At 59.4% G+C, this 19,860-nt stretch carries 21 protein-coding genes and 7 pseudogenes; 15 read left to right on the forward strand and 13 right to left on the reverse strand.

Features of this window, described 5'->3' with window-relative positions:
- The first annotated feature begins 93 nt into the window (after positions 1–93).
- Positions 94–1,293 (forward strand): Fic family protein, encoded by a 1,200-nt coding sequence (locus tag AC07XB_RS30835; protein WP_492831176.1) that lies wholly within the window; start codon positions 94–96, stop codon positions 1,291–1,293.
- Positions 1,294–2,982: 1,689 nt separating this feature from the next.
- Here the strand turns inward: AC07XB_RS30835 and AC07XB_RS30840 are convergent.
- On the reverse strand, positions 2,983–3,252 hold the full coding sequence (locus AC07XB_RS30840; RefSeq protein WP_492831175.1) for a hypothetical protein: 270 nt from the start codon (positions 3,250–3,252) through the stop codon (positions 2,983–2,985).
- 774 nt (positions 3,253–4,026) lie between these two features.
- On the opposite strand from AC07XB_RS30840, the gene AC07XB_RS30845 reads away from it, so the two are divergent.
- The 5 genes and pseudogenes from AC07XB_RS30845 (at position 4,027) to tnpC (ending at position 7,790) form a co-directional block, all read left to right on the forward strand.
- Entirely contained in the window at positions 4,027–4,776 is a 750-nt protein-coding gene (locus AC07XB_RS30845; protein WP_492831174.1) for a substrate-binding periplasmic protein, read from the forward strand.
- A gap of 166 nt (positions 4,777–4,942) precedes the next feature.
- Positions 4,943–5,189: pseudogene (locus AC07XB_RS30850) on the forward strand (IS30 family transposase); the annotation flags it as partial.
- A 322-nt stretch (positions 5,190–5,511) separates the two neighbouring features.
- Positions 5,512–5,877: an IS66-like element accessory protein TnpA gene (gene tnpA, locus AC07XB_RS30855; protein ID WP_492831173.1), complete on the forward strand. Its 366-nt coding sequence runs from the start codon at positions 5,512–5,514 to the stop codon at positions 5,875–5,877.
- Complete coding sequence (gene tnpB / locus AC07XB_RS30860; protein WP_492831172.1) at positions 5,874–6,221, forward strand: IS66 family insertion sequence element accessory protein TnpB; 348 nt, start codon at positions 5,874–5,876, stop codon at positions 6,219–6,221. Before tnpA ends, tnpB begins: the two co-directional genes overlap by 4 nt.
- Before the next feature lie 30 nt (positions 6,222–6,251).
- Complete coding sequence (gene tnpC, locus AC07XB_RS30865) at positions 6,252–7,790, forward strand: IS66 family transposase (RefSeq protein ID WP_492831171.1); 1,539 nt, start codon at positions 6,252–6,254, stop codon at positions 7,788–7,790.
- A gap of 62 nt (positions 7,791–7,852) precedes the next feature.
- Here tnpC and AC07XB_RS30870 read toward each other — a convergent pair.
- Positions 7,853–8,282 (reverse strand): annotated as a pseudogene (locus tag AC07XB_RS30870) (site-specific integrase); the annotation flags it as partial.
- On the opposite strand from AC07XB_RS30870, the pseudogene AC07XB_RS30875 reads away from it, so the two are divergent.
- Positions 8,283–8,609 (forward strand): annotated as a pseudogene (locus AC07XB_RS30875) (DUF3363 domain-containing protein); the annotation flags it as partial. It lies immediately after the preceding pseudogene.
- A gap of 17 nt (positions 8,610–8,626) precedes the next feature.
- Here the strand turns inward: AC07XB_RS30875 and AC07XB_RS30880 are convergent.
- Positions 8,627–9,583 carry a LysR family transcriptional regulator gene (locus AC07XB_RS30880; protein ID WP_492831170.1) on the reverse strand — a complete coding sequence of 319 codons (957 nt, stop codon included), beginning with the start codon at positions 9,581–9,583 and terminating at the stop codon, positions 8,627–8,629.
- A gap of 119 nt (positions 9,584–9,702) precedes the next feature.
- Between AC07XB_RS30880 and AC07XB_RS30885 the strand changes: the two genes are divergently transcribed.
- Both AC07XB_RS30885 and AC07XB_RS30890 read left to right on the forward strand, forming a co-directional pair.
- Complete coding sequence (locus AC07XB_RS30885) at positions 9,703–10,914, forward strand: MFS transporter (RefSeq protein ID WP_492831222.1); 1,212 nt, start codon at positions 9,703–9,705, stop codon at positions 10,912–10,914.
- Between the two features lie 56 nt (positions 10,915–10,970).
- Positions 10,971–11,060, forward strand: a pseudogene (locus AC07XB_RS30890) (LysR family transcriptional regulator); the annotation flags it as partial.
- A gap of 102 nt (positions 11,061–11,162) precedes the next feature.
- Here AC07XB_RS30890 and AC07XB_RS30895 read toward each other — a convergent pair.
- From AC07XB_RS30895 to AC07XB_RS30905, 3 genes and pseudogenes are all read right to left on the reverse strand, one after another.
- A pseudogene (locus AC07XB_RS30895) lies at positions 11,163–11,381 on the reverse strand (Tn3 family transposase); the annotation flags it as partial.
- 58 nt (positions 11,382–11,439) lie between these two features.
- Complete coding sequence (locus AC07XB_RS30900; protein ID WP_492831169.1) at positions 11,440–11,574, reverse strand: hypothetical protein; 135 nt, start codon at positions 11,572–11,574, stop codon at positions 11,440–11,442.
- Positions 11,575–11,611: 37 nt separating this feature from the next.
- Positions 11,612–11,932: pseudogene (locus tag AC07XB_RS30905) on the reverse strand (IclR family transcriptional regulator); the annotation flags it as partial.
- Between the two features lie 764 nt (positions 11,933–12,696).
- On the opposite strand from AC07XB_RS30905, the pseudogene AC07XB_RS30910 reads away from it, so the two are divergent.
- Positions 12,697–12,938 (forward strand): annotated as a pseudogene (locus tag AC07XB_RS30910) (type II toxin-antitoxin system RelE/ParE family toxin); the annotation flags it as partial.
- 63 nt (positions 12,939–13,001) lie between these two features.
- Positions 13,002–13,322 carry a helix-turn-helix domain-containing protein gene (locus AC07XB_RS30915; protein ID WP_492831221.1) on the forward strand — a complete coding sequence of 107 codons (321 nt, stop codon included), beginning with the start codon at positions 13,002–13,004 and terminating at the stop codon, positions 13,320–13,322.
- Between the two features lie 263 nt (positions 13,323–13,585).
- Here the strand turns inward: AC07XB_RS30915 and AC07XB_RS30920 are convergent, their stop codons facing one another.
- The 5 genes from AC07XB_RS30920 to AC07XB_RS30940 form a co-directional block, all read right to left on the reverse strand.
- Complete coding sequence (locus AC07XB_RS30920; protein WP_492831168.1) at positions 13,586–13,849, reverse strand: hypothetical protein; 264 nt, start codon at positions 13,847–13,849, stop codon at positions 13,586–13,588.
- A gap of 713 nt (positions 13,850–14,562) precedes the next feature.
- Positions 14,563–15,066 carry a helix-turn-helix domain-containing protein gene (locus AC07XB_RS30925; RefSeq protein WP_492831166.1) on the reverse strand — a complete coding sequence of 168 codons (504 nt, stop codon included), beginning with the start codon at positions 15,064–15,066 and terminating at the stop codon, positions 14,563–14,565.
- Between the two features lie 1,009 nt (positions 15,067–16,075).
- Positions 16,076–16,261: a hypothetical protein gene (locus AC07XB_RS30930; RefSeq protein ID WP_492831165.1), complete on the reverse strand. Its 186-nt coding sequence runs from the start codon at positions 16,259–16,261 to the stop codon at positions 16,076–16,078.
- Positions 16,262–16,650: 389 nt separating this feature from the next.
- Entirely contained in the window at positions 16,651–17,070 is a 420-nt protein-coding gene (locus AC07XB_RS30935; RefSeq protein ID WP_492831164.1) for a hypothetical protein, read from the reverse strand.
- 77 nt (positions 17,071–17,147) lie between these two features.
- Entirely contained in the window at positions 17,148–17,732 is a 585-nt protein-coding gene (locus tag AC07XB_RS30940; RefSeq protein WP_492831163.1) for a hypothetical protein, read from the reverse strand.
- Between the two features lie 362 nt (positions 17,733–18,094).
- On the opposite strand from AC07XB_RS30940, the gene AC07XB_RS30945 reads away from it, so the two are divergent.
- From AC07XB_RS30945 to AC07XB_RS30955, 3 genes are all read left to right on the forward strand, one after another.
- The gene (locus AC07XB_RS30945) at positions 18,095–18,316 is read left to right on the forward strand and encodes a hypothetical protein (protein ID WP_492831162.1); all 222 of its coding nucleotides are present in this window, start codon (positions 18,095–18,097) and stop codon (positions 18,314–18,316) included.
- Positions 18,317–18,435: 119 nt separating this feature from the next.
- Positions 18,436–18,570, forward strand: a complete 135-nt coding sequence (locus AC07XB_RS30950; RefSeq protein ID WP_492831161.1) for a hypothetical protein — start codon at positions 18,436–18,438, stop codon at positions 18,568–18,570.
- Positions 18,571–18,633: 63 nt separating this feature from the next.
- Positions 18,634–18,837 (forward strand): hypothetical protein, encoded by a 204-nt coding sequence (locus tag AC07XB_RS30955; RefSeq protein WP_492831160.1) that lies wholly within the window; start codon positions 18,634–18,636, stop codon positions 18,835–18,837.
- A gap of 103 nt (positions 18,838–18,940) precedes the next feature.
- Here AC07XB_RS30955 and AC07XB_RS30960 read toward each other — a convergent pair whose 3' ends face one another.
- Positions 18,941–19,357, reverse strand: a complete 417-nt coding sequence (locus tag AC07XB_RS30960) for a hypothetical protein (RefSeq protein ID WP_492831159.1) — start codon at positions 19,355–19,357, stop codon at positions 18,941–18,943.
- Positions 19,354–19,599 carry a hypothetical protein gene (locus AC07XB_RS30965; RefSeq protein WP_492831158.1) on the reverse strand — a complete coding sequence of 82 codons (246 nt, stop codon included), beginning with the start codon at positions 19,597–19,599 and terminating at the stop codon, positions 19,354–19,356. Before AC07XB_RS30965 ends, AC07XB_RS30960 begins: the two co-directional genes overlap by 4 nt.
- 59 nt (positions 19,600–19,658) lie before the next feature.
- Here AC07XB_RS30965 and AC07XB_RS30970 point away from each other — a divergent pair.
- Positions 19,659–19,860: hypothetical protein (locus AC07XB_RS30970; RefSeq protein ID WP_492831157.1), on the forward strand; the 202-nt coding region annotated here is incomplete at its 3' end.

Genomic DNA, 19,860 nt, shown 5'->3' on the forward strand with positions numbered 1-19,860 from the left:
ACACAACAAACAACGCACATGTGGTGTCGAACGTGAGCCGAAAATCTTGAAAAGCGGCGCACTATGTGAGCCGAATATGGCAAAATGCGGCTCATGAGTACGAATTCTTCCTGGATCTGGCGCCGCGCAGAATGGCCTGACTTCATTTATGACGCGCAGATGATCGCGCCTGACTTGGCGGAGGCCTACCGCATGCACGGTGTCGTCGAAGGCAAGGCCATAGCCATTGGCCTTGGAAGTACCAGCCAGGTCGCGCTGGATGCGCTATCCGATGAGGTGGTGGCCACGGCCGCCATTGAAGGGGAGCGCCTGTCGCTCGATGTTGTCCGGTCGTCAGTGATGAGGCGGCTTGGCTTGGCGACGTCGGGGCCCACCGACCGCCATGTCGATGGTCTGGTTGGGGTCATTAGCGATGCCACAACAGCGTTTGATCTGCCCCTGGATAAGGACCGCTTGTACCGCTGGCAATCTGCGCTATTCCCTGGCGGCACGTCCGGCATCCACCGAATCGCCGTCGGCCGATACCGCGACCATGACGATCCGATGCAAATCGTAAGCGGTCCGCCAGGCCGTGAGGTGGTGCATTACGAGGCACCCCCATCAAAGGACGTGCCAGCGCAGATGACGCGCTTCCTCGCGTGGTTTGCTGAATCCTCGCCGGCGCAGGCCTCGCCGTTGACGTCGGACAGTAAGCTGATCGATGGCTTCGCTCGGGCTGCTATTGCGCACCTATGGTTCGAGAGCATTCACCCGTTTGAGGACGGCAACGGCCGTATTGGGAGGGCCATCGTTGATATGGCCATGGCACAGCATCTGCGACAGCCGGTGCGCTTCTACAGTCTTTCGCGGCAGCTACTGACCTCGCGCTCGGCGTATTACGACGCCCTCTATCAAGCTCAACGTGGTGACGCCGACGTGACATCGTGGGTGCGGTGGTTTGCGCGCCAATGCACGGCGGCATGTCATGCCGCGAGCCAAGTCATCGACCAAGCGATCGAGAAGAGGCGCTTTTGGGAGACGTATGAGGGCAGCGGGATTCATGAGCGGCAGCGCAAGGTGCTGCAGCGGCTTCTCGACGACGGGGACGGTGGCTTCCTGGGCGGCCTGAACGCTGAAAAGTACATGAAGATGACCGGCGTCTCAAAGGCCACGGCTACACGCGACCTTTCGGAGATGGTCATGGGCGAGCAATTGTGGAGCCACGGTGTGGGCAAAGCGGTGCGCTATTACATCAACGTGCCGGGATGGACGCATGGTGTAGCTATGGAGCCCGATCCGGGTGAGGCCGTATAGCCACTTCTCCGTGACGACCTGCGATACGCTAGCAGCACCCGCTTGGCGGCGATTGCAGCAAGTGTCACGACGGGGCGCCGTCAAGACAAGGAAGGTGCTACAAACTTGGTCAGCAGCCCTGAGAAATCAACGCTTGAAGATGTCCTGGGTCCTGATAGGGGTCATCGAATGGAGGGGACTTCCACAATAAATAGGCATGGGGCTTCCCCTCCTGTGGTCGTGATGGCGTTTCGACACGCCATCATGGCACCTCGATGCCGACTTGCGGCTTCCACCGCAGCCTCGGGGACGATCTGGCCAACGACGCGTTTGCCGTTCATGGGGTCGATGCGGCAGGCAAAGGACTTCTCGTCAAACCGAGAGTTACCCGTGATCAGTTAACCATGCCCCAACGCACGCGTCGTGATGAGGCATCGGGCACGGGAGGCGCCCTCGTATATTGGTGTCGCAGTAAGAGACGTCAAGAGGCTACTGGGTCTACAGGTGGATCAGGTTAGGCGGCTGGAGAATAGAATTGCTGCGCAGCGGACGCAGTGCTTCCCTCCGGACTGCATCCGATTAACCCGATCGAGGAATTGGCGCCCTACAACTGGAAACTCTCTGGCGCGGCCGGACCGGCATCGACCGTGGCGTCGATGTCCTCCTTGCCGGTTGCAGCCCCAGCGACTCGGCATTGAACCGCGGCCGCGCATCAATGGGTAATCGTCCTTTTCGGGATCGCTTCAGAAACGGATTTTAAAGCACGCTAAGCTTTTGGGGCGCGGCGCACGCTGCTGCGCTGAGATCGGGCAGCCAGTGGATTTTGGCTTCAGTCGGGGACGTGGCTAACGCATCTCCCGAAGCGGCCGCAGGGGGCGGAATTGCGTCGGCGGAGGGGTGTCGTGGCAGAACTCTTGCCGTGATGGACGGTGCCGTGATGCGGCAGCAGAAATATCGCCTAACCCATTTTTTATAAACAAACTTAAACGATATTGGCGTTAATTTGGCGTAGTGACGCCAAGAAAATTTGTGATCCATGGGCACGTCCTGGCTATGCTGTATATCCATAAGGGGTATCCACTTAGCTCCAGTCGTGCCAGTATCACTGGCTGGCGCCCGCAGAGATGGCTGCGCCTCGTGACGGGTATTTGACACGCTGACTTTCGGGGGCATCGGTTTCCACGGCCCAACGACCGTCTTCGCCAACTAACACCAGGACGGTTGTGATCGACATGCTCAGATCCTAATAAAGAGTCCACATGGTTCTTTTTTAGGAGAGTCCGTGCGACAAAGGTATCAGCGGTCGTCTGATTTTTTCGCGAATCGCGAGAGCCCAAGGCCGCGCACGGCACGGGAAGTCAAGGAATAGAACCGTGTGGTGCGGAAGCAAGAAAAAGGGTGTAGGCGGCAGGGTGAAAGCGCCTACACCCATGAGGAATAGCAACTGGGGCCAATTCGTCGCCGGTCTGATTGCGCTGCATCATGGCCATTTCAGTACCCTACTGTCGGGAGCAGCGGTTGATAGACCGAGAGAACGAGGTTCGGCCGCGTCGGCACGCAGCTAGATCCTGCGAGCGCCCCCATGGCGCGCCGACGCCAGATGTTATTAGCGCACAGGGGGAAATACAGCCAAAGTTAAAAAGCTCGCGAACTGCGGACTGTCAGCGGCGATAGCAAGCACTAGGACTGCATGCTGCGGAAACCGAAGCATCAGTGTCCCTTGCGCTGCGAATGCGACTTCCCGTTGGGCGAAGGCGTATGTGTCTCGCTTCGATCCGCCGCACGCGCACGACCTTTGTCACGGTCTATCGCGTCTGGACCATTGGAGTTGCGCAAGCCGTTGCTGCTGATGTGGCTGTCCGAGCGGCCACCAAAATCGCCCCTGGCTCCAGCGGCGCCGCCGCGCTGGGCGAAGGCGGTCATTGAACTCGTCGCCAGGATGGAGATAGCGATCATGGATAGTACGCGGGTCTTTCTCATCAAATTCTCCTTTCGCTCATCAGTTTAGCAACGTCCTTTCTTGGCCTGCCCTGGCGGGCAGAAGCCCGAGCTGGGACCCGGATCTACTACTACCGCAGGTGTCCGAACGGCGACACCAGGCGTATAGACCGTGCAGCCGGTCACAAGTGTGGTGGCGAGCAGCGCGCCAACTATGAATTTCATTTATTCCTCTCTCTTGACTGAATCGGGCGCTGGCGATACCGGCGCCCTTATTTGCTTGCATCAGAATGCGAAGCTCTGGATTACGTTACTCACGGTCACATTGACCTGCTGCGTGCTGACCGTTCCGCTGGAGCTCGTGGCCTGGATGCTGTACTTGCCCCCGGTTCGTCCAAGCGCTTCACCATGGGTGATGCGTTGACGGCCATTGACCCGGAGGCTTCCTAAATCGAATGTCCTGCTGTAGGAAACCGGAATTCGCTGGACTGGCCTTGTGCCACAGGGGTTCAATGCGACCGCGTAGGGACGTTGTCGGCCAGGAAGCGTCTTTCGCTTGCACCGTCATTCGGAGATTTTGGCGTCTGCTCCGCACCAGTAAGCGGCCGTTGGATTGGCGGCAATGCAAGTCGCACTTTCTCGTTGGCGATCAGTTTATGTCAGCCGTGAGTAAAAGCGGGCCATACCATCCGTATGGTGCTTGCTTTCTGAAGCATCGTGACTATGCTTCTTCTCGTGCTGTCTGAAACTGGCGCATCGTAGCGTGATGGGTTCATGTTCGTCCGCAGCCGTGCGATCAATTGGAGGAGGAGTCCCATGAAGGCATTTGTTGCAGCGATGGTGTCGCTTGCTGCGCTGGCTCTTGCAACTCCGAATACTTCGTGTGCTCAACAGGTACTGAAGGCCGGCAGCACTACTGCCGGGCAGCCTACGTCTGGTCTGAATCCAAAAACGGGGCAGCTAGAGGGTATTTCGGTGGAACTACTTAGAGCGATTGCGAAAGATGCCGGCTTAGAGATTGAATATCAGCCGATGGCTTTCGCAGAGCTTCAACCCGCGCTGCTCGACAAGAAGATTGACATCATTGCGGCGTCCTATGGTGTCACTCCCGCGCGACAGAAGCTCGTAGATTTCACTGACGTGTATGGTTCATACAGGGACATGCTGATTGTGCGAGTTGATGATATGAAGGCGTATCGTTCGGTAGCCGACTTCAAAGGTATGTCGATCGCAATACCAAAAGGGAGCGCATACGTGAACGCGTTGCAAGAGGCTGGAGCAAACCTAACTCTTGTCGGCACGCCGCCGGAAGCGATCAGCGAACTAGAAGCCCACCACGTGGCAGGCGTTGTTGACAATGGGCTGCAGATAGCGTACCGGATGCGAAACAATGCGCATCCTGATCTCAAGATCGTGGATTCGTACCAGCCAATCCAGGAGAACAAATTGGCCTTTGCAGTGCGAAAGGGTGACACTGACCTGCTTGCAAAACTGAATGCATCGTTAATGAAGCTACAAGCCGATGGCACAGTAAGGGCAATTTACTCAAGGTGGGGGCTCAATTAGCGCTTGTCCCGCGTCTTCGCCGGCAACAAACGACCTGAAGTGCTAGGATCGATCCTCGGCGGACATTTCCAGCATCTGCAACCGATACGCGTGAATGGCCACTGCGGCCGATGACCCGCCGACGAGCTAGCGTGGAGAGAGGACCGTTTGATCCCGAAGCCGGCCGCGTTTCACCGTGGCCACGGACATCCAGGTCTACTTCTTCGATCCTCAGCATCCGTGGCAATGCGGCTCCAACGAGAACACGAATGGCCTGTTGAGACAGTACTTCCCGAAAGGCACCGATCTCTCGGGCTACTCGCAAGCCAAGCTCAACGCCCATAGCCAGAAGACTCAACGAACGCCCACGCAAAACACTAAACTTCGATACACCGGCTGAACGATTCCATCAAGCTGTTGCGTTGACCGGTTGAATCCGCAACCCGAAGCGGCTATTCGCCAGTTTGCGGTTAGCGGCCGGTCTGCAGCCGCTAACAGACGGTCACGTGGAGGCCAGATCTCGTTTGACTGCCACGCATTTGATCTCGACCAATAAGCCTGGATGGGCGAGTTCGGAAACGCCTATGGAGGTCCATGCGCACGTGCCATGTGGAAAAACCCGATTCTTCACCGCGCGGAATACTGGCATATGTGTAACGGCCCGACGAGTACCGTCTTCCGCAATTGAGGCGGTGTAGGCAAGCTCTGGTGTCTTCGCGGGCTGCATAGGCGTCCGCTTAATTTAGGCGGACACCTATGAAGCCACTGCCCGGCCCCATTTCGGATGGGCGCATCCAGCGACGCCGGTTCTCCGATGCTTTCAAGCGCGATGTCGTCGCGCAGTGCGTGCAGCCCAATGCGTCTGTCTCGGCTATTGCGCTGGCCAACGGGCTCAACACGAATCAGGTCTTCAAGTGGCGCCGTATGGCACTCGGTGACGAACAAGGGTCTTCGGCAGCGATGCTGCCCGTGACCGTCGAGGACATCGCCACCGTGCCTGTCGTCTCTGCATTGCGGCACGAAGGTGCCGTGGAGATCCGGCTTGAGCGAGGCACGATCCGCCTGACCGGCCCCGTCGATATTGCCGTATTGACCGCGCTGATGGCGTCTTTGACAGCATGATCGGTTTGCCTGCCGGAGCGCGCGTGTGGTTGGCTGCGGGAATCACCGACATGCGCTGCGGTTTTAATGGTCTGGCTGCCAAGGCACACACAACTTTGTCCGAGGATCCGTACAGCGGTCACGTCTTTGTCTTCCGTGGCCGGCGCGCAGACCTGATCAAGGTGCTTTGGTGGAGCGGTGACGGTCTGTGCCTGTTGGCCAAGCGCCTGGAGCGAGGTCGCTTCGTCTGGCCGCAGGCTGACAGCGGCAAGGTTCACCTGACACCTGCGCAGCTCTCGATGCTGCTCGAGGGCATTGACTGGCGCAAGCCAGAACGCACCTGGCGCCCGACGCTCGCCTTGTAAACTGCGGCGCCGCTTCCTACACTGCGGGGCATGAAGACCGATCCCGCCACGCTCCCCGATGACATCGCCACCCTGAAGGCGATGATCATTGCACGTGACAACGCGTTGCGAGATCACGCGATAGAGATCGAACACCTCAAGCTCCTGATTGCCAAGCTGAGGCGCCAGCAGTATGGCCACAAGTCTGAGAAGCTCGATCGACAGATCGAGCAGTTCGAACTCAAGCTCGAGGAATTGCAAACCGATGAGGGCGCCGCCGCAGCCAGCTCGCAACGCGCTCGCCCTGCCAATGCCAGCGCGGGACGCAACCCGCTACCAGCACACCTGGAGCGCGAAGACGTCGTGCACACGCCAGCCGAGACCATGTGCTGCGAGTGCGGTAGCGCCTTCCAGATACTCGGCGAAGACGTCTCAGAACAATTGGAGCTCGTGCCTGCACGGCTGCGTGTCATTCGGCACCGTCGCGTGAAGCTCGCATGCACGGGTTGCGATCGCATCGTCCAGGCCCCCGCGCCGAGCCGGCCCATCGATCGCGGTATCCCCGACCCGGGCTTGCTTGCCAATGTGTTGGTGTCGAAGTTCTGCGATCATCAACCGCTCTATCGCCAGCGTGTCCGTTGGGAACGCGAAGGCATTGCATTGCCGGAGTCCACGCTAGGCGACTGGGTCGGCGGCTGCGCGGCCTTGTTGCCCCCCCTGGTGCAGGCATTGCGTGACTACGTGATGAGTGGTGTCAAAGTACATGGGGACGATACCCCGATCCCGGTGCTGGCGCCGGGCAATGGCAAGACGAAGACGGCACGGTTGTGGACCTATGTGCGTGACGATCGGCCATCCGCGGATACCGCTCCACCTGCGGTGTGGTTCGCCTACTCGCCCGATCGTAAGGGCGAACACCCGCAACACCATCTGCGATCCTTCGTCGGTACGTTGCAGGCTGATGCGTATGCTGGCTTCAATGCGGTCTATGAAACAGGGCGCGTGCAAGAGGCCGCTTGCTGGGCTCACGCCAGACGCAAGTTCCACGAACTACATGTGGTGCGGGCCAATGCCGTCACCGAACAGGCGTTGGGGCGCATCGGCGAACTTTATGACATCGAGCGCGAGATCCGAGGGCAACCACCAGACCTGCGCCGGGAGATCCGGCAATGCGAGGCGGTACCGCGACTAGCAACACTCAAGGCCTGGCTGGAAGAGACGGCGGCCAAGCTCTCGCGCAAATCGGATACCACTGCAGCCATCCTCTACACGCTCAAGCGCTGGGAGGCGTTCACGCGCTATGCCGGCGATGGGCGACTGGAGATCGACAATAACAGCGCCGAGCGCGCGCTTCGCGCCGTCGCTCTTGGTCGAAAAAACTTCCTGTTTGCCGGCGCCGATAGCGGCGGCGAACGGGCCGCCGCGATGTACAGCCTCATCGGCAGCGCCAAGCTCGATGGCCTCAACCCGGAGGCGTACCTGCGCCACGTGCTGGGCCGCATCGCCGATCATCCGATCAACCGGATCGAAGAACTGCTGCCCTGGGCCGTCGCTGCAGAGTTGGCGACCCTCGACGCGCCAACTCCATAACTCCCTCCTGCATCACAATCTGGCTTCGCCTACCGCCGTCAAGGACGGCAATGGCCGGACGCTTACATCTGACGCGCCCGCTTGACTTCGTCGCTTTGCAGGTAGATCGAGGTCGCGGCCACCGAAGCGTCACGCAAGTTGTCCCACACAGTGGTCAACTCAGCGCCGCGGGCCAAAGCGTGTGTGGCGTGTGCCGCATCCAATGTGGGCTGGCCCTGCGCAGCTTCTGGGCCACCGTTGGATTGTCTGGCGCAATCACATCGGCAGCCTGATTAAAGAAGCGCCCCATCACGTGCCAGAGGCGGGTCCCGGCAATGCTGACCGCGCTATCCTGTTCTAGGCTGGCGAGGAGCGGCATCTTGGGATCCAACGAGCCGGCGTCACCGGCAGTCCCCATTGCACCAGGTGCAGGTCGAGCGCCGAGCCTGCCAGTAGCGGTAGCGCCACTTTCCCCGCTAAATTTCCCTTGCCGATCAAGTGCAGCCAGTGGTCGAGCATCACGGGCAACGCGTTGTTTTCGCACGCAACCTGTTGGCGACGCTGCGCGGGCGCGATCTGGCGCAGGCCGCGAAGGACATTGCCGCCGAAACCGGCCTGGAGCATCGGCCGACGGCCGACGGGCAGCGCGTGTCCGGCATCTACCGGCACAGCCTCATGCTCGCCTGCGGGCGCCACGCGATGCTCGATGACGGCATGGGGCTTTCGCTGTTGCCGTGGAAACCGGTGATCGAGCCGCGGCTAGGCCAGCAACTCGCCGCAACGGCGCGCGGCGGAGGTGTGCCATGGGAGATTGGGCGGCAACGTGGTCCGAAAATTTAAGTGCGTGCCCGCCTGCATCAACCTGTCTTTGCGGATGTCCTTGGCGAAGGGAGATCGGCCAGAATATTGTCGGATGCGTGCTGAAATCGGTCTATCAGAAAATCCAATAACGCCCGCACGCGGGGAGTCATGTACCGATTCTGGTGGAATACAGCATAGATTCCGGGCTCGCTTTCGATCAAATCTGGTAACAGGGCCTTGAGTGTGCCAGCACGAATATCCTCAGCCGCATCCCAGATCGTCTTGCGGGCAATGCCATATCCTGCCAGTGCCCATGTACGGGCCAACGCACCGTCATTGGTTTCCCACGCATTTTCCATCGCTACCGTGTGAGTCCAGTGCTTTCCCGCTGACGCAAAATGAAATTCGTTCAGTGGGCCGGCAGCCGTGACTAGGATGACGAACTGATGTGTAACCAAGTCTGCCGGAGTACGTGGCGTACCGTGTTTAGCCAGGTATTCAGGGGACGCGCATAACACCCGCCAGTTTGGCGCTAGCCGACGTGCAATGAGCGAATCGTTATCCGGCTTTCCAAAACGAACCGCGAAGTCTACGTCATCGTGCAGCAGATCCGAGGGCGAGTCGGTCAACGTCAGGGCGACTTTCAATTCTGGCTGCGCACGGATGAAGTCGTCCAGCCATTGATTAAGCTGATGACGACCAAAATCGGCTGACGCCGAAATACGAACTTTTCCGCGCACCGCATTCTGACTCGCATGGAGCGCGTCTTCGGCGTCCTCAATGGCTCTCAGGGCGATGCAGCAATGTCGACGATATAGCCGGCCCTCTTCTGTCAAACGCAATTGCCTTGTACTGCGATCGAGCAGCTTCGTGCGGAGCGCAGCTTCCAGTTTGGTCAGCCGAGCACTCGCAGCGGCTGGCGAAAAGCCCAGCTTGCGGCCCGCGGCAGACAGGCTGCCAAGTGCCGCCGCCTCCACGAACAAACGCATATCACCTAGTCGATCGGTCGCCATCTTTCATTTAGATTTGAATTTGATTCAAAATATGCCCCAATTATCAAATCTATGTGTACCAGCCAAACTGCGTCCTTGCAACCCTGACTGAAAGGCGACAGCGAGAGGTGGACGGCATGATGGACGAGAGTAGCGGTACAGTAGTGGAGAGGATCGAATGTGTGGCGTCGGCTGGCCGGCTTCCCATGTCAGGGTTGCTGGCGTTGACGATGGCTAGTTTTATTGCCACGGCGAACGAGACAGTGCCAGCTGGCTTGCTTCCGCAGATTGCTCAAGGATTTCATGTGACCGAGGCTTGGGCTGGGCAGCTTGTGACGAGTTGCGCACTCGGCTCAGGCTTGGCAGCTATCCCGTTGACGGCAGCTACGAGCAAATGGCAACGGCGGCATGTCCTGTTGCTGGTGCTGGTTGCATTTCTCGTTTGCAATGGGATAACGGCGGCGTCCTCGCACTATGTACTGACACTGGTTGCGCGGTTCGCAGTGGGGCTTGCCACGGGGCTTGCCTGGAGTCTCTTGGCAACCTATGCACGCCGTATGGTTCCAGTGTCCATGCAGGGCCGCGCGCTTGCGGTAGCAATGGTTGGCATCCCTTTAGCGTTATCGGTTGGCGTACCGTTGAGCGCCTGGCTCGGAACCATGATCGGCTGGCGCAGCGTTTTTGGCATCATGTCGGGAATGACCCTGGTGTTAATGGGCTGGGTTTTCTGGGCGGTTCCCGACTACCCCGGCCAGACGGCCGACGGTCGTTTGCCAATGAGGCAAGTCCTTGCCACCCCTGGCGTGCGACCTGTGCTGTTCGTCGTGATGGCTTGGATTCTTCCGCATTACATTCTCTATACCTATATCGCTCCCTTCCTGGCATCGGTTGGGCTAGCCGGCAATGTGGACTCCGTACTGCTTATTTTTGGCGTGTCTGCCATGTTCGGCATATGGCTTGTCGGTTCTCTCGTTGACCGATGGCTGCGTCTTCTGGTGCTGACCGGACTGGGTTCTTTTGCCTTGGTTTCACTGACATTCGGCTTGGGAAGCACGTCACTTGTAGTCATATGCGTTGGTGTGGCGATCTGGGGTTTGACCTTTAGCGGTGCGCCAACGTTGTTGCAAACCGCATTGGCCGATGCAGCGGGTAACGGTGCTGACGTTGCGCAATCCATGCTGGTAACGGTGTTCAATCTCTCGTTCGCCGGCAGCGGGATTATTGGCGGGGTACTGCTTGAGTCCGCAGGAGCTACATCTTTTCCTTGGGTAATGCTGTTGATACTGATAATTGGTTTCCTCACCGCTTGGCGCGCGAACATCTATGGGTTTACGTCTGGCCCGCGTCGATGAACGTTTGATCCAGCGGCTAGACCGTCAGATTCATGACGGGCGTTTGAGGTTAATTAATGGAGCTTCGACATCTACGCTGTTTCCTGGCCGTGGCCGAAGAACTCCATTTCGCCCGCGCAGCCGAGAAGCTGCACATCGAGCGGGCGGACGTTTGGGAGTGAAGCGAATGCGCTCAGCGAGTGGGACGCTAGTGGTGGCATCAGGTTGATGCCACGCAGGTAGGACAGACCAAACACCGGCCCACTCTATGCCTGCGTGTCACCGTGAATGGTATCCGGCTGAATCTCAGAGTCATTTCTGATGAGACCGTCCAGGATGTACACCGCCTCATGCACGCCGCACGGAATGAAGTTGCTGAAGAGCGCGATGTACATGTCGGAGACATGGTAGTAGCCAATCCCGCCGTACCCGCCATAACGGATGTGATACTCCGACAGGAGATTCTGCTCATACAGATTCCACTTCGTGCAGTTCCCACCCCAAACGCGCGCGTCGTCTTTGGCCATCGGCCAAGGCGGCCCCGCCTCAATAGCCAGGCATGTGCTGCCCGGCGATCGACGCCACCGTGGACACCAGTAGGTCCGCAAAGCGCTTCTCGTCGGTCTCCGCCTGCCAGCGCGGGCCCGCCACGGCGATATGCCGCCTGAGCCACCCCGGCATCGTCGACGACAGCCGCGGCGATGGAATAATCGCCCAGGCAGTACTCCTCAGCGGTATGCGCGTAGCCGCGCTGCCGCACCTGCTCGAGCCGCTCCCGGATGCGCTTCGGCTCGGTCACGGTGAAGCGCGTGTACTGCACCAGCCGCGACTTGCACAATACGTCTTCCACCGCGCCGTCAGGCATGTTGGCCAGCATGGCCAGGCCCGGCGCGGTACAGAGTGCCGGCATGCGCAAGCCAACCTGGAAGCTACGCATCAGAACATGGCGGCTGACGATGCGCGAGACGAACACCACATCGGCCTCGTCGAGCACGCTCAGATTGGTGGCTTCCTCGGTCTCGTGCGCCAGTTTCTGCACGAAGGGCGCGGCCGCTGTGAAATGTGTTGCCCACGCCCTGCAAGTCGGCCATCTTCTTGAGTCGCAGGTCAGCCTCGCCAAGAAGCTAGTTTTCGGTCACACCCAGCATCCGCTCCGCCATCGCGTAGTACCGCGGCATGATGTGCTTCCAATCCTGCAGGCCGGCCTGCCCAGCAGTTGCGCCAGCGGGCTGAGGCCATCATTCGGGTCCGAACCCACATGGCCAATTTTTCCCTCACGCTCGACGGCCTGGTCGCCGAAGGGTGTTTCCCGACAGACGTCGCTTCGTCGGCGTCCCCGGCCGTCGCACGCTATCGCAGTGCAGATGGCCAGAGCTGGGACGGGGAGGGCGCGCGGCCCGACTGGCTGCAGCGCGGTCAATGCCGGGCACCGTGGAACATTTCCGCGTCGGTCGGACCGAGTGATTGCGGATGACTACCGCAAGCCCGTCCACGATCCGGTCACTGCCTTACTCGACCAAGTGGTCGGTGCATAGCGCTGCCAATCCAGCAAGTAGTCGTCAAGCCGAGCAGAAGGCGAGACGGACGAATCGACAATTTATATGGCGTATGCGTTACATCATGGGCGCCTGATCTGCATAACGCTTGCTCAGCAGGTGACCGCGGAGCGGTGTGGTATGCGGTACTTGTCGTGTGCTTTATTGAAAAGTGTTGCACCGAGTGCTAGACTTTCTTGTCTGATTTCTTGCCCGCTACATGAGAAGTCCTGCGCAGCGTGTCTTCAAAACGTCCTGGTTCAGCAAGATGGCAAGCAAGGCCGGAATCGACGATGCTGAATTATGTGAGGCTGCACAGGAACTGATGCTGAGCCAAGGCGATGATCCAGGCGGCGTTTGGAAGAAGCGGCTCAACAAGAACAGGCATCGCTCAATTGTCCTCAACAAGGTCGGCAAGCGATGGATATCACCTACTTGTTCGCGAAGAAGGACCGGGAAAACATCAGCGATAAGGAACTGGAAGGGTTCAAGAAGCTTTCCAGGGATTACGCGGCAGCCTCCGCGTCGCAGATCGCTGGACTGCTCGATCAAGGGGAGCTACTGGAGATTGCCATGACTGCTAAACGATTCAAGACCGACGCCTTTGAGGCGATCCACAGCGCCGCAGCTGGCCTTCTGAAGGCGAAATCCATCGACAAGAAAACCATGCGCGAGTATGACGACCTGTGCCTGGAAGAACCGCCACATTTCGATGCTAAGGACATCGTTCAGATTCGCAAATCGGTCAAAGTGAGCCAGCCCATTTTTGCTCGCTACCTGAACACAAGTACGTCAACCATTCAGAAATGGGAGAGCGGGCAGAAGCAGCCTAGCGGGATGGCAGCGAGGTTGCTGCAAGTCGTCCAGAAGCATGGTTTGGAAGTGCTTGCTTGAACCCCGACTGCCCGGTCAAGGGCTGACAGGGTAGGGGTGTCGAGATGGGGGTACCGTCGCAACATCCGCAGGTCATTGTGCCCAGTGAGGACGTCGTTGGTGCTGGCGTTCACTCCGGTTTGCCGAGAGGGGGCGAGGACATTGTCTCCGCGTTGAGTAGACAATTGAATTGGGGGCGAATTTAACGCCCGGTCCGCGAAAAATGGACTCAACTGTTTGTAGGGTGCGAAACGTACTCCACGGCCTGGGGAACGGTCCGACCCTCAGTTGTCCGCCGGCGAGCGGTTGGTGGGAACCGGTGCAAAGTCGAAATGGGCGGCAGCATACACGGCATTGCACGCCCATACTTCTTCCCCGTCCTTATAGAAGGTGACCCATTTGCCGTCGCTGACGCATTGGGCGCCGGGAAAAACCTCCTCATGGCCGTTTGGACCGTCCAGCGGGAAGGGCGCGTGGGGCGTGGCCCAGTAGCGGCCGTTCGGTAAGGCCGTGATCGATTTTCGGGGCATTTTCTTCAGAACTGCCATGTGGTGTCACACAACGAGCGATCCGACCCGCCGCGGCGAACCGGATTGTGTCAATCCCGCAACGGCGTGGCACCGTCCTGGGACATCCTCGTGTAGTCTCACTGCCAATCACCTCCTGCTATACGGTCCAATTTAGCCATGGGGCAATACCTCCAAATTGCAGTCCGAGTCGTCGGCGTCGGCGCCATCCTTGTGATCGTCGCCGTTGCCTCCCGGCAAGTATATCTGCAGGTCGCTGCTGAGGCTGGCATTGCCGGCGGTGAGGAGGATCCCGCGGCGATGATGTTGATCCGATGCGAGGCCATGCACAAACGCTTGCAGAATCGACCTGTTTCCGAAGACGTTGTGGATGCTGACGAGGCGCCGCGTGCCCGGTGTATGGAGTCCTGAGCTGCCGCTGCCCTCATCGCCAGAGCACAAAAAGCTACCGCATTGCGGCTTAATCAGTCCCCGCTTTGGCGCGGTCTCCCGAGGCCCATCGCTCGAATGGAGGTACAGCCAGGTGCATGTTCGCCAAGCCTGAAGCTGTGCAGCAAGTTGCTGCACAATTGGTCAGTGCTCTGACGTAGAAGGCGAGAGGGTACCGGAGTATCAGGACCGTCCCGCCCCGAAGGTCCAGAACGGCTCCATACCCCCCGTGCTTCCGGACCTCCTCCATCAGCGTGAAGGCTGAGGGAACAGGCTTTCCCAGATGTCACCCTGGAGTTCAATCTTCATGCCCACAGTCCTCCGCGTGTCGCCGTCAATGACTGCGCGAGCCGTCTGAGGTTTTTCCAAATGTCGGCCGGTTTCCGATGCTGCTTCGCCGCCACCTCGGCCACTACCTTGGTGACGAGCTGCAGTGGCGCCTCATCCAGGATCTGGGCTACTTGCGGCCGAAACTCCGCCGACACCTCGCCAGTGGCCAGCGCCCATTCAAGCTGAGCAGGTGTGAGCTCGCCGGTGTAACTGACGTTTGCGCCCTTTGCGGCCATCCATAGCGCGCGGGTCGGCGTGCCCCTGGCCTGGCGGTCGGCTTCGGGATCGTACATATCAAGCGCCAGGCCAAGGACGTCCATCAGCCGGCCCAGCGTTTCGAGCGTGGCGTTCACGGTTCCATGCTCGATGCCGTTTAGGGACTGGCGCGACAGTTTGGCCATATCCGCCAGTTGCTGCTGGGTCAGGCCGAGGGTGATCCGCTTGTGTTGAATCGTGCTACCCAGGAGTGCGGGGTTCATGGCGAGAATTTCCGATCGATTTGTCAAGTATAGACGACATAAACGGACAAATGTTCATTCGACAATTGACGTGCTGTTTTCAGCACACGCTTTGATCGGAGCCGGAGATGGAGATCACTTCCATAGGCACCGTACGTTGAGCGATCGCTCAATATTCTGTGTTGTTCATACATCACGAACAAAAGGAAAATTGAACAACACATTGTTCAATACCAGACGGCGTTCAGATTTGATGAGCAAGTCAAAATACTGAACACACGGACATGGCTGATAGAGCAACCCGCGACATGATCAATATGGCCTTGACGGCACTTCGTCGATGGACCGGTGTGGAAATCCAAGTTCAGCGCGCGAACACGGACGATTCAACCGCCACCGATGTACTAAGGCGCGGCAAAACGTCTGCCATCGCTATGAAGTCGACTGGAAGAGTTCGATCAGAAGCGCGACTGCGCTGACCCTAGCACGCGCCAGATCGGCCGGGCGCGGTCCCCGGCTTCTTGTTACGCAGTACCTCACTCCGTATTTTGCAAATCAGCGTAGGGAAATCGGGTTGCAGTTCATCGACACGGCTGGCAATGCACACATTGATGCGGATGGCAGCGGCGAGAGAGGCGAGGCTTTTCCTTGCTGATCCTCCGGCACCTTCGAACAAAGCAGGAATATGAACAGGCTCCCCGATCGCTCCACACCGCCTGCCTCAAGGTGGGAAGGTCACCTGCTGCGCTTGGTCCCAGCCCTTGCGACGCTGCGCGACCATGAAAGAGCCTGGCTGGCGAAGGATCTGTTCGCCGGGCTCGCGCTTACCACGGTCATGATTCCCGCTGGCATGGGTTACCTTCATCGGGATACTCATAGCGCAGCTCATCCGACGAGAACTGGCAGAGATTGGCGATGTGCAGCGATTCGGTCAGCAGCCGGGCGTGAGCGCAGGTGCGGCTCTGCGTTGGGGGTCAGCTGATACCCGCAATCGGACACGGCCTTGCCCAGGCGGATGGCGCTCAGCACGTCATGGAGCCGCTTGCGCGACCGTACGTGCATCGGCACGTGGGCCCGTGGCCACCACGCGCAGGTGATTGGCCGCGGCGGCTTCGATCACGCCTGCCCGATGGATGTCATCCATGGCGCGGTACAGCAAGGTCAGGCTCATCCACGCGCGACCTAGAAAGGTGGCCGTGATCCGTTTCGTGGTCACGCAACCCAAGCGCTCGTTGGAGCGACTCGCCGGCCAGCAAGGAGGGCTTCCAGCGTTTGGGAGTACCGGAAGACGAAAGGCAGATGGCGCAGGCGCCCGCTGATCTCTTCTGAATAGCGAAGGATGGACAATCAGCACCAGCTTGGAGGACCGTTGGTATCGGTACGGCGTGGGGGGCTTACCGCCGACAATGCAACGTTCGTGGTCGCAGCGCGAAAGCCCGTTGTCTGGGCGGAGCTGTCGTTCGAACGGCTCTGCACAACTCCAGCTTTGGGGTGGGACACTTGGCTTCCATTCACTGAGCGGAGTTCGCGAGCAGAACGCGATGGGGATATTTGGAGGCTCGCCAATTCTCCCCGCTGCCGTTGAGCCTCTCGTTTGGAGATCCGCTACGAGACAGCGACCGCTGTACGATTGACCTGCCAGCCGCGCCAACATCCGGCGGCGACAACTATGACAGCTAGTATCCCGGTGGCACCAACTTCGTAACGATGTTCCGGCCGCAGCATCATGAGTACCAGAACCGCACAGATGAAGATGATTACTACCCAGCTTAGCCAAGGAAATTCCCACATCTGAAAATCAAGATCAGTCTTGAGGAACGTCGCCATACGCCGGTATTCCTCCCCCGTGCCGAGGGCGTAGCGTTGCAGCTTATCGACTAGCCAGTCATCGATGAGAACTGGCATGGTGTCGGTTGGCTTGGCATCCGCTTCTCGGCTGAACCGCGCCAACTCCGTGTAGAGCTTTAGCAGGCCATCCTCGACGTGGCACAGCTTGTGCCACTTGCACTTGACGTCCACAATCACCAGGAGCCATTCTTTTCGTAGACACGCGAGGGCAGCGGCGAGGCATTCTTGCGGCGCCAGATCATGCTGCCTTCCTGTCAGAGGCAAGTTCGGGAGGGCGGCGGTGCTGCTTCGGGAGAGGCTGATTCGCCACACCGACAATATAATGGCGCCACACGCGTACGCTGCCATCCTGGCGCCTGTCGGCCGGGATCCCCGCTTCGCAAGGCTTCCAACTGCTCGGCGGCGCGCCGGTATCCGGTGGCCTTGATGATCTCTTCTTTGCTCAGGGTCAGGGATTCCATCTGTCTCTCCCAGTCTTGCCGGGTTGTTCCAAGAATACATTGTGCTGCTTCGATCATCCGTTCAATTCTCGTTCCGCCTCTTGCATGGCTGTGTTGAGCCGCGCAATACCATTGGCTACCACCATGGTTAGGGTGGGCCGCTTGAGCGCGACGGCGGAAGGCTGTCCGCACCTCGCCCATATCCTGTTCGCCGGGAGGCACGCCGATCACCTCGCGCCAGGCGCGCGCCGCGTCAGGCGCCGTCAGGGCGGTGAATCCGGTGAAGGCCCGTTCGAGGATCTGCGCGCCGCCATGGCGCTCGATCGCGCGCAGCGCGTCCAGGGTGGCGGCAATGGCCGCGAGGTTGTCTGCGACGCTGCGGTACATGTCGATGGCCATCACCTGCGGAGTGCCCGCCCGGTCTTGCCAGTAGACGGCGGCGCCCGGGTCAGCCGGCTCGCGGGCACTGGAGCGCGGCAGGCCATCGAGGCGTACAGGACGTTCGTGCTGATGATGGTCGAGCCCGGCCAGGCTTCCAGGCGCGCCAGCTCGCCAACACGCGGTTCGTGCCGTCGGATATGGTCAGCGCCTTCGTCCAGACGCTGGTGCTGGTCGTGCCGTTGGTTCAGCGGTGCTCGGTGCGGGTATGTCGGCCGAAGCGCGCGTCGGCGCGCTGGGCGTCGGTCTTGCGCGGTCAGCCGGCAGGCCACGCGAGTGGATATCGAATCATGCTAGATTCCCGCGATAATTTGGAGACAGCAATGGACGAGCAGCTCTTTACGACCGCCACCCACATGGTTCGTATCGTGGTGATGGAGAGTGCATCGGGACAGTTCAGGGGCTACGTGTATGTCCGCCGCCTGGAAGAGGCGCCTGAGGCCGAGTCGCAATACCAGACGGAGGATGTGTTTCCGCGTAAGGACCTCGCCAGGGACGCAGCGGTGCTGCTGGCCTCCGCGACCCTGAAGGGACTCGGGGTCTAAGGTCACGTTGGTATCCTCCTGAACTCCACCATGTTGAGCAGAGCTTCACGGGCCTTTGGGTCGCCACGTACCACGCATTTCCCTTCGTTGAGAGCGCGTCGGAGCGCCGGGAGGAGGTCATGTCCATCAGATTCCTCTGCGATGGCTGGGAGCATAGGCTGGTCCAGAACGCGCAGGAGGCGATCCACGAAGCCGAGAATTTCGCATGGGCTGCCATCGACACCAAGTTGTTGTGCGCTTCGCTGCGCACCTAGGTGTTTGCTTCCAGCCTTGCTATCCGCCGCCCCGACATGACGCATATGGAGAAGTATTTCAGCATGGAAGTCGCCGACGCCATTGGCATTGGTGCCGCTCTCCAGGTCGCTGATCTCGCCAGGCTGATGCGTGAGACGATGGATCGGTCCAACGCTAGGCTGATCGCTTCCGGACGCCCCACCCTTCAGGAGCAGTGGGCCAAAGTTGAACAAAAGATCGCGTCCAGGAAACGGGATCGCGAGAAACCGCACGCGCCGCCATGCTAGGATTTCCCTTGAGTTGGGAGGGCGACAATGGAAGAGCAACGGAAAGGTGTTTATCGAGGCTTTGAAATGTTCTCGATAGTCCATGGGGATCCCGCTGCCGGTTTCACGTCATTGCCAGCGAGTCCAACTCACGGCTCAAGGGACGTCGGTTCACGTGCCCATCGACGATATCGCGACCGCGCGATTCGTGGACATTGACAGCGCCCTCGTCCCCTCCTTCGCGTGCATACAAGCGGCAATCGACAGGCACATCCAAGGATTGGAAGCACGCTAGAGGCTTGTTACGATGATTAAGGAAAAATTCTTCGACAAAGAGCTTGCTGACAAGGTTGGCGTAGGTAAGGCGCTCCACGTCGCTGTGTTGACTCAGGAGACACGCGAACGCCTTGAGAGGATCAATGTCGATCGCGCATTGCTTGACCTGGGCCCTGTTCAGGACCCGAAGGACGCATTCGTGGACTTCGATAAGGTTCTTTTTCGTGGCGACCTGACCAAGTAATTCAGCGATATGGCGCGTCATGCCGCGATCTCCGGAAATCCATCGTGCTGCACGCCGTCGAGCAGGCGCCCGGCGCCCTTTTTGCGGACCTTCCACGCGCGGGCGATGTCGATGGCCTCATCCAGACGCTGACCACTGGGGCAATCGAAACCAAGCTTGACCGACTTTTTCGGGTGGGGTATAGACCGGGGAAATAGGGTGGCAGACGACAGCCATGTCGGCTTCGTTCCAGTGCTGTTCTCGCAGCCACCGATACCTGGCAATGGATGGCCGCTGGCCAAACGTGGTGGTCTATGACGCGTAGGCCGAGGCGTTCTCGCCGGTGGTGCAGGCTGCATCGGATTTCATGGGGGACCAGATCCACCCGAACGTAGATGGCTATCTGCTGGGCGGCGACAGCGCCAGCCCGTCGGGTGGTAACGGCCCGGCCAATACCGTATTGACGAACCGCACTTTGGCGCTCGTGTGGCAGGAAGACTTGCACTGCAAAGCCGATGTGATAGCGTGTCGTGTGTCCATGCTAT

It is taken from the genome of Cupriavidus sp. GW821-FHT02F09, from assembly GCF_059421605.1.

What these genes read in the sequence shown, in the direction of transcription:
- tnpB (WP_492831172.1), top strand. Translation starts at nt 5,874, where the DNA reads ATGATCGGTTTGCCTGCCGGAGCGCGCGTGTGGTTGGCTGCGGGAATC.
- AC07XB_RS30950 (WP_492831161.1), top strand. Translation starts at nt 18,436, where the DNA reads ATGTCCATCAGATTCCTCTGCGATGGCTGGGAGCATAGGCTGGTCCAG.
- AC07XB_RS30840 (WP_492831175.1), bottom strand. Translation starts at nt 3,252, where the DNA reads ATGAGAAAGACCCGCGTACTATCCATGATCGCTATCTCCATCCTGGCG.
- AC07XB_RS30925 (WP_492831166.1), bottom strand. Translation starts at nt 15,066, where the DNA reads ATGAACCCCGCACTCCTGGGTAGCACGATTCAACACAAGCGGATCACC.
- AC07XB_RS30915 (WP_492831221.1), top strand. Translation starts at nt 13,002, where the DNA reads ATGACTGCTAAACGATTCAAGACCGACGCCTTTGAGGCGATCCACAGC.
- AC07XB_RS30900 (WP_492831169.1), bottom strand. Translation starts at nt 11,574, where the DNA reads ATGCCGGGGTGGCTCAGGCGGCATATCGCCGTGGCGGGCCCGCGCTGG.
- AC07XB_RS30885 (WP_492831222.1), top strand. Translation starts at nt 9,703, where the DNA reads ATGGACGAGAGTAGCGGTACAGTAGTGGAGAGGATCGAATGTGTGGCG.
- AC07XB_RS30960 (WP_492831159.1), bottom strand. Translation starts at nt 19,357, where the DNA reads ATGACGCGCCATATCGCTGAATTACTTGGTCAGGTCGCCACGAAAAAG.
- AC07XB_RS30835 (WP_492831176.1), top strand. Translation starts at nt 94, where the DNA reads ATGAGTACGAATTCTTCCTGGATCTGGCGCCGCGCAGAATGGCCTGAC.
- AC07XB_RS30945 (WP_492831162.1), top strand. Translation starts at nt 18,095, where the DNA reads ATGGACGAGCAGCTCTTTACGACCGCCACCCACATGGTTCGTATCGTG.
- AC07XB_RS30955 (WP_492831160.1), top strand. Translation starts at nt 18,634, where the DNA reads ATGGAAGTCGCCGACGCCATTGGCATTGGTGCCGCTCTCCAGGTCGCT.
- AC07XB_RS30940 (WP_492831163.1), bottom strand. Translation starts at nt 17,732, where the DNA reads ATGGCCATCGACATGTACCGCAGCGTCGCAGACAACCTCGCGGCCATT.
- tnpA (WP_492831173.1), top strand. Translation starts at nt 5,512, where the DNA reads ATGAAGCCACTGCCCGGCCCCATTTCGGATGGGCGCATCCAGCGACGC.
- AC07XB_RS30880 (WP_492831170.1), bottom strand. Translation starts at nt 9,583, where the DNA reads ATGGCGACCGATCGACTAGGTGATATGCGTTTGTTCGTGGAGGCGGCG.
- AC07XB_RS30920 (WP_492831168.1), bottom strand. Translation starts at nt 13,849, where the DNA reads ATGGCAGTTCTGAAGAAAATGCCCCGAAAATCGATCACGGCCTTACCG.
- tnpC (WP_492831171.1), top strand. Translation starts at nt 6,252, where the DNA reads ATGAAGACCGATCCCGCCACGCTCCCCGATGACATCGCCACCCTGAAG.
- AC07XB_RS30845 (WP_492831174.1), top strand. Translation starts at nt 4,027, where the DNA reads ATGAAGGCATTTGTTGCAGCGATGGTGTCGCTTGCTGCGCTGGCTCTT.